The following is a 17,783-nucleotide window of genomic DNA, read 5'->3' as shown; positions in this document are numbered from 1 at the left end:
TGCCGGTCGGACGCCCGCGCCTGGCGCGCGCCTGTCAGCGTCCTCCGCGGGGCCGGCGCGGAGGGGGCGTCCCCTCGTCCGGAGGCGGCGGCGGGGGAGGCGGTGGCGTCCCGCCCAGCCCCTGCCCGCCCGGCCGGGGCCGACGCGGAGGCGGCGGACCGATGGGCCCGACCACCGTCGGCGCACCGTACACATCGCCGGGCGCCGGTCCGCTCCCCGGAGCCCGCGTGCCCTCGGAGGGCGGTCCGCCGTCCCGCGGTCCGGCTTCACGTGAGGTCTGTCCGCCGTCCCTGGGTCCGGCTCCCCGCGAGCGCTGCCCGTCGCGTCCGGGTGCCGTGCCCGGCGCGGGCCCGCGCGCCCTCGCGCCGCCCGGCCTCCGCAACTCCTCCGGCAGCTGGAGATAGGGATTCGTGTCCGGGTTCGGCGGCCGGTACGAGGCCTGCGGGCGGTACGGCCCGGACTCCCCGGCGGGCACGGCGAACTCGGCCACGGCCACCGGGCGACCCCCGAAGTCACCCAGTGCCAAAGGCGCGGCACGTCGTCCCGCGGCGCCGCTCGCGTACGCCAGCAGCGCCCCGGCCGCGCCCGCACCCGCGCCCCACGCGGCGCCGAGCAGCAGCGCGATGCCCAGGCGTCCGTGCAACTCGATCCCCGCGCCGAACGCGTCGAAGCCGAGCACCGACAGCGAGGCGTCCGCGGACACCTCCGTCAGCCACGCCATCAGGGGCAGTGCGGCCGCGGTCACCACCGCGAGCGGAAGAGCGCAGCGCCCTGCGAAGGAGAGGGCACCTCCGCCCCGTACGTCTGAGGCAGCCGCGCCTCCGGCGTCGGCGGCACCCGGCTCCCGTACAAAAGGCGTACGCGTCGCCGTCAGGACGCCCGCGAACAGCATCATGAGGGCGGTCGCGACACCCAGCAGCCACACGCGTCCGTCGAGTTCGGCGAGACGGCCGAGGGTGACGGGCCGGTCGGAGTCGACACTGAGCAACCGGTCCAGCGGGTCGGGGAGCAGCTTGGCGAGTTCGCCCGTGGCCCTGCCGTCCCACGGCACGAAGAGGCCGACGGGCACACCGAGCCACACGCCGTTGGGCGCACCGAGCAGGGCGGCCCCGGCGATCCGCTTGGGGTGGTCGTCGCCGATCGCCGCGTACGCCGCCGCGGCGAGCCCTGCCAGGACGGCGACCAGCAGCACCGTGACGAGCGCGGAGGCGGCCGGCCGCACCACGCGGTGCACGGCCTCCCAGCCACGCGGCAGCGGTGTGCGTCGCGAGGCCAGCAGAGCGATCACCAGGACCCCGGCCGCCCACGCCGCACCGCCCAGCAGCGTGGGCACCGTGTCGACGGTGAACCCCACGGCCGCCTTCGCGTCGACCAGGTCGCCGATCTTGTCGGGGAGCAGTCCGCCCAGGTCGCCCAGCCCGCCGGGGAGTTTGTCGGTGATGTCGCCGAGTCCGCCCCCGCCCGCGACCCGGTCGAGCCCGAGCTTGCTCCCGTCGATCGTGATGACGTCATGGCCGGCCCAGGCGAGCCCGCCCAGCGTGGCGACGAAGAGCACCACCACCGAGGCCCCGCGCGCGAGGAGTTCGGGCGGAGAGATCACAACTCCCGCCCCGCGCAAGGACCTCAGGAAGAACCAGGCCAGCAGCACCGCACCGACCAGGCCCACGCCCAGCGGTGTGATCTGGATCGCGGTGTGCGCCTCCGCTCCCTTCAGGCCGAAGGCCGACACGTCGCCCGACGGCTTGACCGCTCCGTTCGCCCCAAGTGCCACCACCGCCGCGGTCATCGGCCCCAGTGAGCCCGCCGAGTCCGCCCCGAGCAGATGCAGACCGAGCGCGGCCGTACCGGCCATGCCGATCAACGCCCAGCTCACGGAGGCGATCGCGGACAGTGCCACGTCTCGCCACGGCACGCTCCTGGTGCCTGCCTCGTGGTCCGCGGTCCCGATGCTCATCGTCAGACCCCCCGATCCGCGCCGCGGCGATCCACCGCGGATGTCCCCCTCGCGTGGGATTACCACTCTCCGGGCCGGTTTCAACCCCGTCAACGGAAACGGGCAACCCGCCCGTACTCATCCTTCACAAGGCCCGACTTTCGGTCAGGGGGCTCCTACTGAAATAGTTCCCCACGATGTTCGACATCCCTAGACTCCCTGTGATGGGGGTAACTCGGGGGACAACTCAGTGGGGCATGGAGTGCCGGAACTCGTACTGGAATTGAATGGACGGACCTGGACGCTCGATGCGTCCAGGCCACACACCCTCGGACGCGATCCGCAGGGGGACATCGTGCTCGACGACGCCAGGGTGTCCTGGCGTCACGCCACGATCAGCTGGGGCGGCCGCAGTTGGGTCATCGAGGACCACGGCAGCACCAACGGCACATTCGTGCAGGGCCAGCGGATCCACCAGATGGAGATCGGCCCGGGCTCGGCCGTGCACCTCGGCAACGCGACCGACGGGCCGCGCCTGAACGTGTCGGGTGCCGCCGCCTCGGTCGCGCAGCCCCAGCAGCAGCCGTACGCCGCGCAGGGCGCGAGCCCCGGCTGGGCTCAGCAGCCGCAGCAGCAGGCGCCCGACCAGAGCTGGCAGCAGCCGCAGCAGTCGGCACCGAGCGTGCCGCAGCAGCAGGGACCCGGTGGAGCCGCGGGGGCGCCGCCGGTCTACGGCGACCGCAGCCCGACGACCTTCCACCAGTTCTCGCTCGGCCGTGTGATGCGCATCGGCCGTGCGCTGGAGAACGAGCTGGTCGTCTCCGACCTCCAGGTCTCGCGCCACCACGCCGAGTTCCACGCGACGCCCGACGGCCGTTTCGAGATCCGTGACCTCGGCTCGCACAACGGCACGTACGTCAACGGTATGCCGATCGCCAAGGGCGGTTCGGCGCTGCTCGGCCCGAACGACATCGTCGGCGTCGGCCACTCGACGTTCCGCCTCGTCGGCGACCGCCTCGAGGAGTTCGTCGACACCGGTGAGGTCTCCTTCTCGGCCCGCCATCTGACCGTGACGGTCGACGGCGGCAAGCAGATCCTCAAGGACGTCTCCTTCGGCGTGCCGGAGAAGTCGCTCATCGCGGTAATCGGCCCGTCCGGTTCCGGCAAGTCGACGCTGCTGAAGGCGCTCACCGGCTACCGCCCCGCCAACCAGGGCGACGTCCTCTACGACAACCGGAACCTGTACAAGCAGTTCGCCGAGCTGCGCCAGCGCATCGGTCTGGTCCCGCAGGACGACATCCTGCACAAGGAACTGACCGTCAAGAAGGCCCTCAAGTACGCGGCCAAGCTGCGCTTCCCCGCCGACACCACGACCGAGGAGCGCGAGGCCCGCATAGACGAGGTGCTGCGCGAGCTGAAGCTGGACATCCACAAGGAGAAGAAGGTCACCTCCCTCTCCGGTGGCCAGCGCAAGCGTGTCTCGGTGGCCCTGGAGCTGCTCACCAAGCCGTCGCTGATCTTCCTGGACGAGCCGACCTCCGGCCTCGACCCGGGCATGGACCGTGACGTCATGCAGCTGCTGCGCGGCCTCGCCGACGACGGCCGTACGGTTCTCGTCGTCACGCACTCCGTGGCCGAGCTGGCGATCTGCGACAAGCTCCTCGTCATGGCGCCCGGCGGCTCCGTGGCCTACTTCGGCCCGCCGGAGGAGGCGCTGAACTTCTTCGGCTACGACACCTGGGCCGATGTGTTCTCCGCCTTCGAGAACTACCGCGACTACGACTGGGCGGGCCGCTGGAAGGGCTCGCAGCACTACCAGATGTACGCCGCGGACATCGACGCGGTCGCCCCGCAGTCGACGCAGATGCCGCCGCCGCAGGCGATGAAGCCGCCGAAGCCGCAGAGCTGGGGCTCCCAGCTGATGACCCTGATCCGCCGCTACGTCTCGGTGATCGCCTCCGACAAGGGCTTCCTGGCGCTGACGGTGATCCTGCCGGCGGTGTTGGGCGCGGTGAGCCTGCTCATCGACTCGGACAAGACGCTGCTGGTCAACCCGATCATCACGAAGGGGGGCTTCCACGTCGCCAACGGCACGGCCACGACGGTGCTCCTCATCCTCGCGGTCGGCGCGTGTTTCGCCGGCGCCGCCAACTCGGTCCGCGAGCTGATCAAGGAGCGGGTGATCTACGAGCGGGAGCGCGCGACGGGTCTGTCACGTTCCGCGTATCTCATGTCCAAGGTCATCGTCCTCGGCGTGATCACCATGCTGCAGGGTGCCTTGATCGGCGCCATCGGCTTCGGCAGCCGCACGGTCCCGAAAGAGGGCCTGATCCTGACGAGCCTGCCGAAGGTCGAGCTCACCATCCCGATCATGGCCCTCGGCTTCGCGTCGATGATGTTCGGCCTGGTGATCTCCTCGCTGGTGAAGACCGCCGAGAAGACCATGCCGCTGCTGGTCATGTTCGCGATCGTCCAGGTCGTCTTCACCGGCTGCCTGTTCATCCTGAACGGCACGCCCGGCGTCAACCAGTTCTCGTACCTGATGCCGGCCCGCTGGGCTGTCGCCGCCTCCGGTACCACGCTGGACTTCAACAACATCTTCCCGAACCAGGACGACCCGAGCAGCACGGACCCGCTGTGGGACCACACGGCCGGGGCCTGGACCCTGGACATGGTCGCCCTGATCGTCCTCGGTGTGCTCTGCGGCTTCTTCGTCGCCCGCTTCCTGCGCCGCCACGAGCCCGAGGTCATGCGCAAGTAGTCGCGTGGACCGGCCGCCCGCGGACGCGGACCGGCCGGCACGGGCGAAGGGCGGCACCCCGGTCGGGGTGCCGCCCTTCGGCGTCTGCGTGGGAGCTCCGCGCCAAGCCCTCAGTAGGCGCTGTTGACGTTGTCCATCGAGCCGTACTTGTCGGCCGCGTAGTTGGCGGCGGCCGTGATGTTGGCGACCGGGTCGTAGATGTTCCACGAGGTGCCGGGCACGTGGTAGGCGTTGAAGGTCGGCTGGATGACCTGCAGCAGACCCTTCGACGGGATGCCGTTGATCGCGTTGATGTCCCAGCCGTTGATGGCGTTCGGGTTGCCCGACGACTCCCGCATGATGTTGCGGTACAGGCCGTTGTAGGTGCCCGGGATGCCGTGCTTGGCCATGATCGACAGGGACTTGCGGATCCAGCCGTCGAGGTTGTTGGTGTAGGTCGTCGCGGCGACCGTCTCGACGTGGATCGGCGCGGAGCGACCGGCGGCCAGCGTCGTCACACGGGGCTCCGCGACCTGCTGCTTCGCGAGGGCCTCGGCCTCGGCCTTCTGCGCGGCCTTGTCGGCGGCGGCCTTCTTCGAGGCGGCGTCGGCGACGGCCTTCTGCTTGGCGGCGATGTCCTGGGTCTTCAGGTCCGCGGTGGCCAGCTGGTCGGTGATGCGGGCCTTGACGTCCTGGATCTGCGTCTCGCTGTAGGCGACCGGGGCCGGGGCGACGGCGACGTCGGTCGTGGCGGTCCCCGAGTGACCCGGTACCAGCGAGAACCCGAGGGCGGCGGCGCCGAGGGTGGCGACACCTGCGATCGAGAGCTTGCGGACCTTGGTCAGCTTCGGACTATGTCCAGGAGTGGTGTTGTTCTTGGGCATGGCTGATGGACCTCTTCGAATAGCGCGGAGATCGCTCGGGGCCCGGTGGGGGACAAATCGTTTCCGGAACGAACACCGTGGGGCGAAACCCTCGGTGCTGAGCGACGGAGGCAATTCTTAGCGGCCGCAAAATCCTGTGGCAAAGGTGTGACGTACGAAGGCGGATAGTGGGACCGGAACGGGCAAATCGGGGCAGACTGACACGTCTGCCCCGCTCACCGCGTCCTGTTTATCTCCTATGCTCCCTCGTACGTGATGTGCGCCCTATGTGCGGGCTCACACCGGTCCCTCCCCGATGTCACCAACAGTTGCCGGAGCAATGCCGAGAGCGAGGGCTCTCCTCGGGGAGGATGAGGTGGACGTCCCCGAACTCGTGCCAGAGGTACTGCCCGCGCAGCGCCTGGTCGTAGCCGCTGTCGAGGGCCGCACGGCCCGCGATCGCCTCCAGCATCAGAAGATGCGAGGCCTCGGGCTCGTGCAGCCCGGTCAGCAGCCCGTCGACGACCCGCACCCCGCGCTCCGGAGTCACCACCAGGTCGGTCCAGCCCTTCGCCGCCCGCACCACCCCGTCGGTGCCGGTCGCGGACTCGACGGCACGCACCGCGGTCGTGCCGATCGCGATGATCCGGCCCCCGCCGGCCTTCGCCGCGTTGATCAGCCGGGCCGACGCCTCCGGCACCTCGTACCTCTCCGGATACGGCGGCTCATGGGACTCCGCCGACGCCACCCCCGTGTGCAGCGTGATCGGCGCGAACTGCACGCCCCGGCTCACCAGCTCCGCCACCAGCCGAGCGGTGAAGGGCCGCGCCGCGCTCGGCATCTCCGCACTGCCCGCGCCGTCGGCGGACGGCAGCGCGAACACCGTCTGGTAGACGGACAGCGGCTGGTCCCTGTCCGTGTAGGAGTAACGGATCGGCCGCCCGTGCCGACGCAGCAGCCCCAGGACGTCGGCCTCCGACACCCGCCCCCACCACAGCCGCGGGCTCCGCGCGGTCAGCGGCTCCTCCAGGACGAGCCGCACGTCCCCGGGCAGACACACCTCTGTACCCGCAGGCCCGCCCGCCCGCGCGCGCGTAGTACCAGCACCGTCGGGATCCCGCAGCTCGACGGCCCACCGCCCGTCGTCCCCTCGCGTGGAGAAGTGGACGACCACCCGCGCGTCCCCCACCCGCCCGTCCACCGCCGCCGCCAGGGTGGCGGAGGTGTTGACCACGAGCAGGTCACCCGCCTTCAGCTCCCGGGGCAGCTCCACGAACTCGTGATGCGACACCTCTGTACCGCGCGACACCAGCAGCCGCACCGAGTCCCGGTCCAGGCCGGGACCGCGCTGCTCGGCCGGCACCCGCGCCGACAACTCCTCCGGAACCCGCACCGCCGTCGTCATCGCTCCTCCAGGAGGGCCGGAGCGGAGTAGCGCCCACTGGCCGGCCGTTCGTCGATCAGTCGCAGAAAGGCAGGGACCACGCTGTCCGGTGCCGGCCGTGGATCGTCGTCCCCCGGTACGGCCGCCGCGTACAGGTCCGTGCCCATGTCCCCGGGGTCGACGGCCCAGACCCGAAGACCGGGCTCCTCCTCGCCGAGAACCGCCGACAGATGGTCGAGCGCCGCCTTGGACGCGCCGTAGCCGCCCCACGTCTCGTACGCCTCGGCGGCGGCGTCCGAGCTGATGTCGACGACCGTGCCGGCCTCCGCGGCCCGGAGCAGCGGCAGCGCCTCCTGGACCAGGCCCAGCGCGGCCACCACATTGACCTCCAGCGCCTGCCGCAGCCCGTCCAGCGTCAGGTCCTCCAAGCGCACCAGCGGCTCGGCGCCGAGCGCGCTCGCGTTGTTCACCAGCAGATCGACGCCCCCGAGCTTGCGGGCCGTCGCCACCAGCTCCGCGCGGTGCCCCGCGTCCGTGACGTCCCCGGGCAGGGCCTCGACACGGGTCCCGTACGCGGACAGTGCCACCGCGGTCTCCTCCAGAACCCCGGCCGTCCTGGCGTCGAGCACCAGGTCCCAGCCGCGCTCCGCCAGGGCCGCACCGAGCGCCCGCCCCAGCCCCTTCGAAGCCCCCGTGATGATCGCTACCGGCATGACAACCGTCCCCTCATCCCTTGACCGCCTTTCCCGGCGGGTGTCTTCAAGGTAGGAACCGGGCCCACCCCGGCGCCTCGTGCGCGGGCCGCAATGATCCGGGTTCCTTCGTCCTAGGCCCACCGGCCTAGGCGGGGGCCACCACAGGTCCGATACGCGCCGTCACACCCCGCCGGTACCTTGAGGTCATGAGCCAAGGACCCCGTTCCGGCCTGTCCGCGGTGAGCTCCGCGCTGCTGGCCATGAGCAGGCACCTCGAGGTGCGCGACGTCCTCAAGACGATCGTCGCCTCGGCCCGTGAACTGCTCGACGCGCAGTACGCGGCGCTCGGCGTGCCCGACGACCACGGCGGCTTCGCCCAGTTCGTCGTCGACGGCGTCAGCGACGCACAGTGGAAGGCCATCGGCCCGCTCCCGCGCCAGCACGGCATCCTCGCCGCCATGCTCCACGAGGCCCGTCCGGAACGCCTCGCCGACGTGCGCAAGGACCCCCGCTTCGAGGGCTGGCCCTCCGCCCACCCGAACATGTCCGACTTCCTGGGCCTGCCCATCCGCGACGGGGACGAGGTCATCGGCGCACTGTTCCTCGCCAACAAGGTGCGCCCTCCCGCGGGCCACGGACACGACGTCCCGGCCCCCCGGGCGGGCGGCGGCTGCGGATTCACCGAGGACGACGAGGAACTGCTCACGATCCTCGCCCAGCACGCGGCGATCGCCCTGACCAACGCCCGCCTGTACGAGCGCAGCCGCGAGCTCACCATCGCCGAGGAGCGGTCCCGGCTCGCCCATGAACTGCACGACGCGGTCAGCCAGAAGCTGTTCTCCCTGCGCCTCACCGCGCAGGCGGCAGCCGCACTCGTCGACCGCGACCCGTCACGCGCCAAGGGCGAACTCCAGCAGGTGGCCGCGCTCGCCGCGGAGGCGGCGGACGAACTGCGCGCCGCCGTGGTCGAGTTGCGTCCCACCGCGCTCGACGAGGACGGCCTGGTCGCCACCCTGCGCAATCAGATCCAGGTCCTCGACCGCGCCCACTCGTCGCGGGTCGCGTTCTCGAGTCGCGGGGTCCGGGCACTGCCCGCGGCCCAGGAGGAGGCCCTGCTGCGCGTCGCCCAGGAGGCCCTGCACAACGCGCTGCGGCACTCCGGCGCCGCCCGGGTCGACGTCACCCTGGACAAGCACGGCCCGGGTGCCGTCCTGCGCGTCACCGACGACGGCAGCGGTTTCGAACCCGCCGCGATACGCAGCGCCGGCCGCCACCTCGGACTGGTGTCGATGCGCGACCGGGCGAGCGGCGTCGGCGGCAACCTCACCGTGGAATCGGCGCCCGGAAAGGGCACCACGATCGAGATGGAGGTCCCTGGTGGCTGACGCAATCAAGGTGCTGCTCGTCGACGACCACCAAGTGGTCCGCCGCGGTCTGCGCACCTTCCTCGAAGTACAGGACGACATCGAGGTCGTGGGGGAGGCCTCCGACGGTGCCGAAGGGGTCGAGCGCGCCGAGGAGCTGAAACCCGACGTCGTCCTCATGGACGTCAAGATGCCCGGCATGGACGGCATCGACGCGCTGCGCCGGCTCCGCGAACTCGCCAACCCGGCACGGGTGCTGATCGTCACCAGCTTCACCGAGCAGCGCACCGTCGTGCCCGCCCTGCGCGCCGGAGCCGCCGGCTATGTGTACAAGGACGTGGACCCGGACGCCCTGGCCGGCGCCATCCGCTCCGTGCACGCCGGACACATCCTGCTGCAACCCGAGGTCGCGGGCGCCCTGTTGTCCCAGGACGAGGCCAACTCGGGCCAGGGGAGGGGCGGTTCGCTCACCGAGCGGGAGCGTGAGGTGCTCGGCCTGATCGCGGACGGCCGCTCCAACCGGGAGATCGCCCGCGCCCTCGTCCTGTCCGAGAAGACGGTGAAGACCCATGTCTCGAACATCCTGATGAAACTCGACCTCGCCGACCGGACCCAGGCCGCGCTCTGGGCCGTGCGGCACGGCGTCGGGGGCTGAGGCCGGCGCCGGTCACCAGGGAGAGAGCGCTTCGGCGCACCTCCCTGGAGGGTCGGCGCCCGGCAATTCGGAGGGTTCCGCTCCGGGATGAGATTCATACCGTCGTGTGTATGTCCCCCGTATGGCGCATCCTCCGTGGATCTCCGCCGTTCTTCAGTGCGTGCCGCGGCGACCTGCCGCGGTGATCGCCAGGAGGGGTTGAAGAAGTGAAGAACCTGAAGAAGGTCACGGCAGTCGCGATGGTGGCCGGCGGCCTGGTCGCCGCGGGAGCCGGCATGGCCTCCGCCACCGACGGTGCGTGGGCGGGCGGCAAGGCCGCGGGCTCCCCGGGTGTCGTCTCGGGCAACCTCGTCCAGGCCCCGGTCCACGTCCCGGTGAACGCTGTCGGCAACACGGTGAACGTCATCGGCGCCCTGAACCCGGCCTTCGGAAACCTCGGCATCAACCACTGAGGCCCGCACCGGACCGTTCGTGACCACCGGCCTTCCAGGGGTCCCTGGGAGGCCGGTCAGGTTGTCGGCCGATCGGTTGAATGGCCCGATCGGGCCTTTCGTCGCGGCATCCCGTGCCGCGTCGGGCCTCCTCGCGTTGCTCAGCGTACGACCCTCGGCCGGGTCGGATAAGCGAACGCAGGAGGAACGTTTTTTATGAAGATCGCCAAGAAGGCAGCCCTGGCCCTCACCGTCGCCGGGATCGCCGCGGGCGCCTCGGCCGGTGCCGCCGTCGCCGACTCGGGTGCCCACGGCGCTGCCGCGCAGTCCCCGGGCGTCGCCTCGGGCAACACCGTGCAGGTCCCGGTCCACGTTCCCGTGAACGTGTCCGGCGACAGCGTGAACGTCATCGGTCTCCTGAACCCGGCCTTCGGCAACCAGGCCGTCAACGACTGATCCGTACGGTCGCCAAGGGCCCCGCGCCAAAAGCGCGCGGGGCCCTTCGCATACCCCGGAGCGCCCGCCCGGCGGGCCAGGAGCGTCGGCCCGGCGTCCCGCGCGCGGTGAGCGCTCCCGCGCTGTGCGAGCTCCCGTCCCGCGCGGTGAGCGCTATCGCGCCGCGCAGGCTGCTGTCCCACGCGCCACGAGCGCTCCCTCGCGACGCAGGCACATGTCCCACGCGCCACGAGTGCTCCCGTGCGAGGCAGGCACATGTTCCACGCGCCACGAGCGCTCCCGCGCGACGCAGGCTCCTTCCGTGTCCCGGCTCCCTTCGCGCGGGGGCGCGACTCGGGCGTCCGGGCCGCCTCCTGTGCAGCCCGGTCCGCCCGGACCCTGCACAGCCCCCGGGCCCCGCACAGCCCTCGGGCTCCGCTGCCGACCCCCGGCACCTCCGGCCAGGGCCCACTCACCCTCCCCCGTACTGCTCCGGCTAGGGCCACTCGCCGAGCTCCGTACTGCTCCGGTTCCGGCCCACTCGCCGAGCTCCCGGTGTCTCCCGCTCAACCCGGTGGGCGGGCTCCCCGTGCCGCCCCCAGGACGCTCACCGAGCCCCCCGCTCCCGCTCCTCCACGAAAGCGTTGTACGCGGCCACCTGCGCCCGTCGGGCCGTCCGCTCCACCGGGCGCAGCGCGAGGGAGCGTGCGCCGATCTCCGAGGCGCTCACCGCTCCGCCGTGGCCGTTCTCGTAGGCGACGGAGATCAGCAGCCCCACCCGCTGGGCGAGCTCCAGCACGCGCACGGCGCGCGGCGGATAACCGGGAGCGAGCACCTCGCGACCACGCTCGGCACGTGCCCGGTACGCGTCGATCGCGGCCTCCGCGACCGGCCCCGATCCGGCCACGTCCAGTCGCGACAACACCTCGGTCGCCTCGCGCAGCGCCTCCGCCAGCTCCCGCTCCGCCTCGCCGAGGGACGGCACGTCGGCGGGCGGCGCCTCCCGCACGGCGAGACAGTGCCAGAGGACCTCGACGTGCACATCGCCTTCGGGCCCGGCCTCGTACACCTCGGGCACGAGCCCGAGCGCCGCGCCGTGACAGACGACGGCCTCCTCGGCGTCCAGGGCGCGCGCGTTGAACTCCGGCGGACCGCTCAGCCCGAGCGGATGGCCCGGCGCCGGCAGCGCGACCCGCAGTCCCGTCACGCCGAGCGCGCGGAGCCGCCCGAGGGCGAGCGTCAGGCCCACGGGCCCGGACTCGCCGGGCAACCCCTCGACCCGGTGCACGGCGTCCTCCCCGACGACGGCGAGCACCGCGTCGTCCGGTGAAACAAGTCCGGCCAAAAGGGCATTTCCCCATGCGGCCAGTCGTCCTGAGCGTGGTTCCGAGAGCATGCCTCCACCCTAAGGACCGACCGATGGATTGGAGCGGCCGACCGGTGGCGTAGGTTTTCCCTGGGGGCTGCGTCGACAGACGTCAGCGACGGCCGAGACTGCAATGGGAGACAACGCGCTCATGAGCGATGTACTGGAGCTGGAGGACGTGTCCGTGGTCCGCGAGGGCCGGGCTCTGGTGGACCAGGTCTCCTGGTCGGTCAAGGAGGGCGAGCGCTGGGTCATCCTCGGCCCCAACGGCGCCGGAAAGACGACCCTCCTGAACGTCGCCTCCAGCTACCTCTTCCCCAGCCAGGGCACCGCCACCATCCTCGGCGAGACCCTCGGGAAGGTCGACGTCTTCGAACTGCGCCCGCGCATCGGTGTGGCCGGCATCGCCATGGCGGAGAAGCTCCCCAAGCGCCAGACCGTCCTGCAGACCGTGCTGACCGCCGCCTACGGCATGACCGCCGGCTGGCACGAGGACTACGAGGACGTCGACGAGCAGCGCGCCCGCGCCTTCCTCGACCGGCTCGGCATGAGCGACTACCTCGACCGCAGGTTCGGCACGCTCTCCGAGGGCGAGCGCAAGCGCACCCTGATCGCCCGCGCCCTGATGACCGACCCCGAGCTGCTGCTGCTCGACGAGCCCGCCGCGGGCCTCGACCTGGGCGGCCGTGAGGACCTCGTACGCCGCCTCGGCCGCCTCGCCCGCGACCCGATCGCCCCCTCCATGATCATGGTCACCCACCACGTCGAGGAGATCGCGCCCGGCTTCACCCACGTCCTGATGATCCGTCAGGGCAAGGTCCTCGCCGCCGGTCCGCTGGAGCTCGAACTCACCTCGCGCAACCTCTCGCTCTGCTTCGGACTCCCGCTCGTCGTCGAGCAGGTCGGCGAGCGCTGGACGGCGCAGGGCCTCCCGATGGCCTGAGCACCCGACCCGGCCGGCCGAGCACCCGGACGCGCCCCGGGAGCCGCACGTCCCGGTTGATCGTGCGCCCTGTCCGCCGAGGCCACGCGGTCCTACCATGACCGTGTGAACGACATCAACGCATGGGTGTGGTGGCTGGTCGCCGCGGCCGGACTCGGCATCCCGCTCGTCGTGACCGCGATGCCGGAGTTCGGCATGCTCGCCGTGGGCGCCGTCGCCGCCGCGGCCGTCTCCGGCCTCGGCGGCGGTGTCGTCCTCCAGGTCCTCGTCTTCTCCGTCGTCTCGGTCGCCCTCATCGCCGTGGTGCGGCCCATCGCGGCCCGGCACCGCGCCCAGCAGCCTCAACTGGCCACGGGCGTGGAAGCATTGAAGGGGAAGCAGGCCGTCGTCATGGTGCGCATCGACGGCTCCGACGGCGGCAGGATCAAGCTCGCCGGGGAGATCTGGTCCGCACGCGCCCTCGACGCCGGACAGTCCTACGAGGTAGGCCAGGAAGTGGACGTCGTGGACATCGAAGGAGCCACCGCGATCATCATGTGACCTCGTACGACGCAAGTGAACCGAACGCCCCACGTGGCAGACGGCGGTCTGTCAGACTCGTCCAGCAAGATCTTCAACAACCATAAGATCTTTCGGAATCACCGAGGCGGAGAAGGGTACGGGGAGCAACGATGGAACCGATCATCATCGTCCTGATCATTCTGGTGGTGCTGGTCTTCATCGCCCTGATCAAGACCATCCAGGTCATCCCACAGGCGAGCGCCGCCATCGTCGAGCGCTTCGGCCGCTACACACGCACACTGAACGCCGGCCTGAACATCGTCGTCCCGTTCATCGACTCCATCCGCAACCGCATCGACCTGCGCGAACAGGTCGTGCCGTTCCCACCGCAGCCGGTGATCACCCAGGACAACCTGGTCGTCAACATCGACACCGTCATCTACTACCAGGTCACCGACGCCCGGGCCGCGACGTACGAGGTCGCCAGCTACATCCAGGCGATCGAGCAGCTCACCGTCACCACGTTGCGCAACATCATCGGCGGCATGGACCTGGAGCGCACGCTGACCTCCCGCGAGGAGATCAACGCGGCCCTGCGCGGTGTCCTCGACGAGGCCACCGGCAAGTGGGGCATCCGCGTCAACCGCGTCGAGCTCAAGGCCATCGAGCCGCCCACCTCCATCCAGGACTCGATGGAGAAGCAGATGCGCGCCGACCGTGACAAGCGCGCAGCGATCCTCACCGCCGAAGGCATCCGGCAGTCCCAGATCCTCACCGCGGAAGGTGAGAAGCAGTCCGCGATCCTGCGCGCCGAGGGTGAGGCCAAAGCCGCCGCACTGCGCGCCGAGGGCGAGGCCCAGGCCGTCCGTACGGTCTTCGAGGCGATCCACGCCGGGGACCCGGACCAGAAGCTCCTCTCCTACCAGTACCTCCAGATGCTCCCGAAGATCGCCGAAGGCGACGCCAACAAGCTCTGGATCGTGCCCAGCGAGATCGGCGACGCCCTCAAGGGACTCAGCGGCGCCATGGGCAACTTCGGTGCCATGGGCGGCGGTTCGGGCAACGGCGGCACGCCGGGCGGCTCCGGCGGCGGCACGGAGCGCCGGGAGAAGCCGTCGATCACCGACTGACCCCTCCGCATACGACGATGGGGCCCACCTCCACGAGGGAGGTGGGCCCCATCGCCGTACCGGTCACGGGCCGCGCCGCGCGGATCAGGCGGCCGGCTGCACCAGCCACTGAGGCAGCGCGTCGAAGTCGTCCTGCCCGAGCGCCAGCAGCATCGCGTCCGCCGGCGTCGGCTCGAACGGCTGCCGCAGCAGCGGCATGCCCGCCTGCTCCGGCGTACGGTCCGCCTTGCGGTGATTGTCCACCGCACACGAGGCGACCGTGTTCAGCCACGAGTCCTGACCACCCTGCGCCCGCGGCACCACGTGGTCCACGGTCGTCGCCCGGTGCCCGCAGTAGGCGCACCTGTGCCGGTCCCGCACCAGCACACCCCGCCTCGACCACGGGGCTTGTCTTCGGAAGGGCACCCGGACGTAGCGGCAGAGCCTGATCACCCGGGGCACGGGTATGTCCAGGTCGGCTCCGCGCATGCGCAGCTCGGGGTGGGCCTGCTCGACGACCGCCTTGTCCTGCAGCACCAGAACGACGGCTCGGTTCAACGTCACCGTCGACAGCGGCTCAAAGCTCGCGTTGAGTACCAGCGTGTCCCGCATCCAGCCCACCTCCTGTGCGCACCGGCCCACCCCCCTGGCGGGCTGGATCAACTCTGGCCGGGCACGCCGAGATGGACAACGCAATAAAAAATGCCCGCCCCTGATCACTTCCAAGACCAGAGGCGGGCAAACGTTCAATGAACGTCAGTCTTCGACACCGCGAGGTGCCTCACGCGGGAGCGGCGTACTCACCGATCAGCTGGGCGCGCCCCAGCGTGTGGAACCGCAGATTGAAGCCCACCACCGCGGGCGACACGTCCGAGTCAGGACCGAGCTTCTCCTGATCGACGGCGTAGACCGTGAACACATAACGGTGAGCCGGGTCCCCGGACGGCGGCGCCGCACCGCCGAAGTCCTTCGAGCCGTAGTCGTTGCGCACGTGCACCGCGCCCTCGGGCAGGCCCTCGAACTTGCCGGTACCCGCACCCGTGGGCAGCTCGGTGACCGACACCGGGATGTCGAACAGGACCCAGTGCCAGAATCCGCTCCCCGTCGGCGCGTCCGGGTCGTAGCAGGTCACGGCGAAACTCTTGGTCTCCGGCGGGAAACCCTCCCAGCGCAGCTGCGGAGAGGTGTTCCCCGCCGCGTAGACCTGAGCGTCCTTGAGCGTCGCACCCGGCTCGACGTCCTCGCTCGTGACCGTGAACGCCGGCACGGGCGGATGGAAGTCGTGGGGGAGCGGCGGCCGCTTGAGCTCGGTCACCTCGGTACCTCCTGATCGGTTCCTGGTTGGTTGCCGGGCGGTTCCAGAAGCGGAATCTCCCGACCCGAGCCTAGAACCAGCTGCGCTTGCTGCCGACCTCCGACAGCCACTGGTTCAGGTAGGCCGCCCAGTCCGTGCCCTGGTAGTCGTGCAGCCCCACCTGGAAGGAGCGGAACGAGTCGCTGCCCTCGCTGAAGAGGCCCGGCTTCTTGTCCATCTCCAGCACGACGTCCATCGCGTGCTCGTCCGCGACGAAGCTCAACTCCACCTGGTTCAGACCGCGGTACTGCGACGGCGGATAGAACTCGACCTCCTGGTAGAAGGGCAGCTTCTGCCGCGTCCCCCGGATGTGACCGCGCTCCATGTCCGCGGTCTTGAAGCGGAAGCCCAGCTGGATGAACGCGTCCAGGATGGCCTTCTGCGCCGGCAGCGGGTGCACGTTGATCGGGTCCAGGTCGCCCGAGTCGATGGCGCGCGCGATCTCCAGCTCCGTCACCACACCGATGTTCATCCCGCGCAGGCTCTGCCCGTCGATCATGGTGACCGGCGTCTCCCACGGGATCTCCAGACCGAACGGCACCGCGTGCACCGCGCCGGCCTGGAGCTCGAAGGCGCCACCGAGGCGCACCTTCGTGAAGACGATGTCCTGCTTGTACTCCTGGTCGTCGTGGCCCTCGACCTCGACCCGGGCCTGCAGACCGACGGACAGGCCCTCGATGGACTGGTTCACCGACCCGCCCTGGATCCGCACCTCGCCCTGGACGACGCCGCCCGGGACGGTGTTGGCCTCCGTCAGCACCGTCTCGACCGAAGCGCCACCGGCACCCATGCTCGCGAGCAGCCGCTTGAACCCCATGTCACTACCTCCCCAGGCAACGCCTGTTCCGTCCTGATGTCCGTCTGGATTCCTTGATCCCTACAAACGCGATCCAGCCGCGGCCGGTTCCGTGCCCACACTTTTCCAAGGAGGAGAGCACCTGACCACCCCGCCGACGAGCATCCGTCCGTACCGGCCCAGGACCGCTCCCGGCTCCCGTCCCGGTTCCTGGACTACGCTCGTACGCCATGATCGTGGCCCCTGACCGTACGCCTCTCACGCGCGACTTCTTCGACCGCCCCGTACTGGACGTCGCCCCCGACCTCCTGGGGCGCATTCTCGTGCGCTCCACGCCGGACGGTCCGATCGAGCTCCGCATCACGGAGGTGGAGGCCTACGACGGCCCGAACGACCCCGGCTCACACGCCTATCGCGGCCGCACGGCCCGCAACGGAGTGATGTTCGGTCCGCCCGGCCATGTGTACGTCTACTTCACCTACGGCATGTGGTTCTGCATGAACCTGGTGTGCGGTCCCGGTGACAGGCCCAGCGCCGTCCTGCTCCGGGCCGGCGAGATCACCGAGGGCGTCGACCTGGCTCGCAAACGTCGAATCTCGGCCCGCAATGACAAGGAACTGGCCAAAGGGCCGGCGCGCCTCGCCACGGCCCTCGGGGTGGACCGTGCGCTCGACGGCACCGACGCCTGCGGCCCCGAAGGCTCCCCGCTGACCCTGCGCGCGGGCACGCCCGTCCACTCCGACCAGGTACGGAACGGTCCACGCACCGGTGTGTCCGGCGACGGCGGAGTCCACCCCTGGCGCTTCTGGATCGCCAACGACCCTACGGTGAGCCCCTATCGGGCCCACACGCCCCGCCGGCGCTCAACTTGACGCGTCCCTGGGGGATCCGTAATGTAGCCCGAGCCGCTTGAACCGGGTACGGCGTTCAGCCAGCAGCCGGAAGCGGCCAACCCACTACCTACGACTTCCCCTCAGCGGGGGCGAATTCGGCATGCCTGCATGCCCGAATTCGAACTCGCGCAACTCGATTATGAGTGGACGCGGGAATCGGTTAACGTAGTGAATGTCGAAAGGCCGCGGGGCGAAAGCCCTCAAAGCCCTGAAGACAAGCCCCGCCGACAGGGAATCGGACACGAAAGAGTCTGATAGAGTCGGAACCGCCGGAAAGGGAAACGCGAGAGCGGGAACCTGGAAAGCACCGAGGAAATCGGA

17 protein-coding genes are annotated in these 17,783 nt (G+C 70.5%); 9 read left to right on the top strand and 8 right to left on the bottom strand.

The annotated features are described in order from the left end of the window. Positions 1-34: 34 nt before the first annotated feature. The gene (locus tag ABEB03_RS44935; RefSeq protein ID WP_345658944.1) at positions 35-1,954 is read right to left on the bottom strand and encodes a streptophobe family protein; all 1,920 of its coding nucleotides are present in this window, start codon (positions 1,952-1,954) and stop codon (positions 35-37) included. 241 nt (positions 1,955-2,195) lie between these two features. On the opposite strand from ABEB03_RS44935, the gene ABEB03_RS44930 reads away from it, so the two are divergent. Further along, positions 2,196-4,694, top strand: a complete 2,499-nt coding sequence (locus ABEB03_RS44930; RefSeq protein ID WP_095933367.1) for an ABC transporter ATP-binding protein/permease — start codon at positions 2,196-2,198, stop codon at positions 4,692-4,694. 110 nt (positions 4,695-4,804) lie between these two features. Here the strand turns inward: ABEB03_RS44930 and ABEB03_RS44925 are convergent, their stop codons facing one another. From ABEB03_RS44925 to ABEB03_RS44915, 3 genes are all read right to left on the bottom strand, one after another. Beyond that, a complete protein-coding gene (locus ABEB03_RS44925; RefSeq protein ID WP_345658943.1) occupies positions 4,805-5,557 on the bottom strand; it encodes a transglycosylase SLT domain-containing protein in 753 nt (250 codons plus the stop codon). A 298-nt stretch (positions 5,558-5,855) separates the two neighbouring features. Further along, positions 5,856-6,941 carry an S-adenosylmethionine:tRNA ribosyltransferase-isomerase gene (locus ABEB03_RS44920; protein ID WP_345658942.1) on the bottom strand — a complete coding sequence of 362 codons (1,086 nt, stop codon included), beginning with the start codon at positions 6,939-6,941 and terminating at the stop codon, positions 5,856-5,858. Next, a complete protein-coding gene (locus tag ABEB03_RS44915) occupies positions 6,938-7,633 on the bottom strand; it encodes an SDR family NAD(P)-dependent oxidoreductase (protein ID WP_345658940.1) in 696 nt (231 codons plus the stop codon). Before ABEB03_RS44915 ends, ABEB03_RS44920 begins: the two co-directional genes overlap by 4 nt. A 188-nt stretch (positions 7,634-7,821) precedes the next feature. Here ABEB03_RS44915 and ABEB03_RS44910 point away from each other — a divergent pair, with 188 nt between their 5' ends. The 4 genes from ABEB03_RS44910 to ABEB03_RS44895 all read left to right on the top strand — a co-directional run bounded on the left by ABEB03_RS44910 (position 7,822) and on the right by ABEB03_RS44895 (position 10,521). Further along, positions 7,822-9,000, top strand: coding sequence for a GAF domain-containing sensor histidine kinase (locus ABEB03_RS44910; RefSeq protein WP_345658939.1), 1,179 nt, complete (start codon positions 7,822-7,824; stop codon positions 8,998-9,000). Further along, positions 8,993-9,634, top strand: a complete 642-nt coding sequence (locus ABEB03_RS44905; RefSeq protein WP_095933362.1) for a response regulator — start codon at positions 8,993-8,995, stop codon at positions 9,632-9,634. The genes ABEB03_RS44910 and ABEB03_RS44905 overlap by 8 nt, the downstream gene beginning before the upstream one ends. A gap of 206 nt (positions 9,635-9,840) precedes the next feature. Beyond that, on the top strand, positions 9,841-10,086 hold the full coding sequence (locus ABEB03_RS44900) for a chaplin (RefSeq protein WP_345658937.1): 246 nt from the start codon (positions 9,841-9,843) through the stop codon (positions 10,084-10,086). Positions 10,087-10,281: 195 nt separating this feature from the next. Beyond that, positions 10,282-10,521, top strand: coding sequence for a chaplin (locus ABEB03_RS44895; RefSeq protein ID WP_345658935.1), 240 nt, complete (start codon positions 10,282-10,284; stop codon positions 10,519-10,521). A gap of 586 nt (positions 10,522-11,107) precedes the next feature. Here ABEB03_RS44895 and ABEB03_RS44890 read toward each other — a convergent pair. Beyond that, a complete protein-coding gene (locus tag ABEB03_RS44890) occupies positions 11,108-11,896 on the bottom strand; it encodes a hypothetical protein (RefSeq protein WP_345658934.1) in 789 nt (262 codons plus the stop codon). 121 nt (positions 11,897-12,017) lie between these two features. Between ABEB03_RS44890 and ABEB03_RS44885 the strand changes: the two genes are divergently transcribed. From ABEB03_RS44885 to ABEB03_RS44875, 3 genes are all read left to right on the top strand, one after another. Next, positions 12,018-12,809, top strand: coding sequence for an ABC transporter ATP-binding protein (locus tag ABEB03_RS44885; protein WP_095933425.1), 792 nt, complete (start codon positions 12,018-12,020; stop codon positions 12,807-12,809). A 105-nt stretch (positions 12,810-12,914) separates the two neighbouring features. Further along, positions 12,915-13,349: an NfeD family protein gene (locus ABEB03_RS44880; protein ID WP_345658932.1), complete on the top strand. Its 435-nt coding sequence runs from the start codon at positions 12,915-12,917 to the stop codon at positions 13,347-13,349. A 131-nt stretch (positions 13,350-13,480) separates the two neighbouring features. After that, positions 13,481-14,440 carry an SPFH domain-containing protein gene (locus tag ABEB03_RS44875; RefSeq protein WP_028803269.1) on the top strand — a complete coding sequence of 320 codons (960 nt, stop codon included), beginning with the start codon at positions 13,481-13,483 and terminating at the stop codon, positions 14,438-14,440. Between the two features lie 84 nt (positions 14,441-14,524). Here the strand turns inward: ABEB03_RS44875 and ABEB03_RS44870 are convergent, their stop codons facing one another. From ABEB03_RS44870 to ABEB03_RS44860, 3 genes are all read right to left on the bottom strand, one after another. Next, positions 14,525-15,031 carry an HNH endonuclease gene (locus ABEB03_RS44870; protein WP_095933357.1) on the bottom strand — a complete coding sequence of 169 codons (507 nt, stop codon included), beginning with the start codon at positions 15,029-15,031 and terminating at the stop codon, positions 14,525-14,527. A gap of 169 nt (positions 15,032-15,200) precedes the next feature. Then, positions 15,201-15,734: a YbhB/YbcL family Raf kinase inhibitor-like protein gene (locus tag ABEB03_RS44865; RefSeq protein ID WP_345658931.1), complete on the bottom strand. Its 534-nt coding sequence runs from the start codon at positions 15,732-15,734 to the stop codon at positions 15,201-15,203. A 70-nt stretch (positions 15,735-15,804) separates the two neighbouring features. After that, entirely contained in the window at positions 15,805-16,590 is a 786-nt protein-coding gene (locus ABEB03_RS44860; protein WP_345658930.1) for a sporulation protein, read from the bottom strand. Between the two features lie 209 nt (positions 16,591-16,799). On the opposite strand from ABEB03_RS44860, the gene ABEB03_RS44855 reads away from it, so the two are divergent. Continuing rightward, the gene (locus ABEB03_RS44855; protein ID WP_095933354.1) at positions 16,800-17,441 is read left to right on the top strand and encodes a DNA-3-methyladenine glycosylase; all 642 of its coding nucleotides are present in this window, start codon (positions 16,800-16,802) and stop codon (positions 17,439-17,441) included. Positions 17,442-17,783: the final 342 nt, after the last annotated feature.

Origin of the sequence: Streptomyces siamensis (assembly GCF_039543605.1) — a bacterium.
In the GTDB taxonomy this organism is placed as follows: Bacteria; Actinomycetota; Actinomycetes; order Streptomycetales; family Streptomycetaceae; genus Streptomyces; species Streptomyces siamensis.
This window is presented reverse-complemented; position numbering and strand designations above follow the sequence as displayed.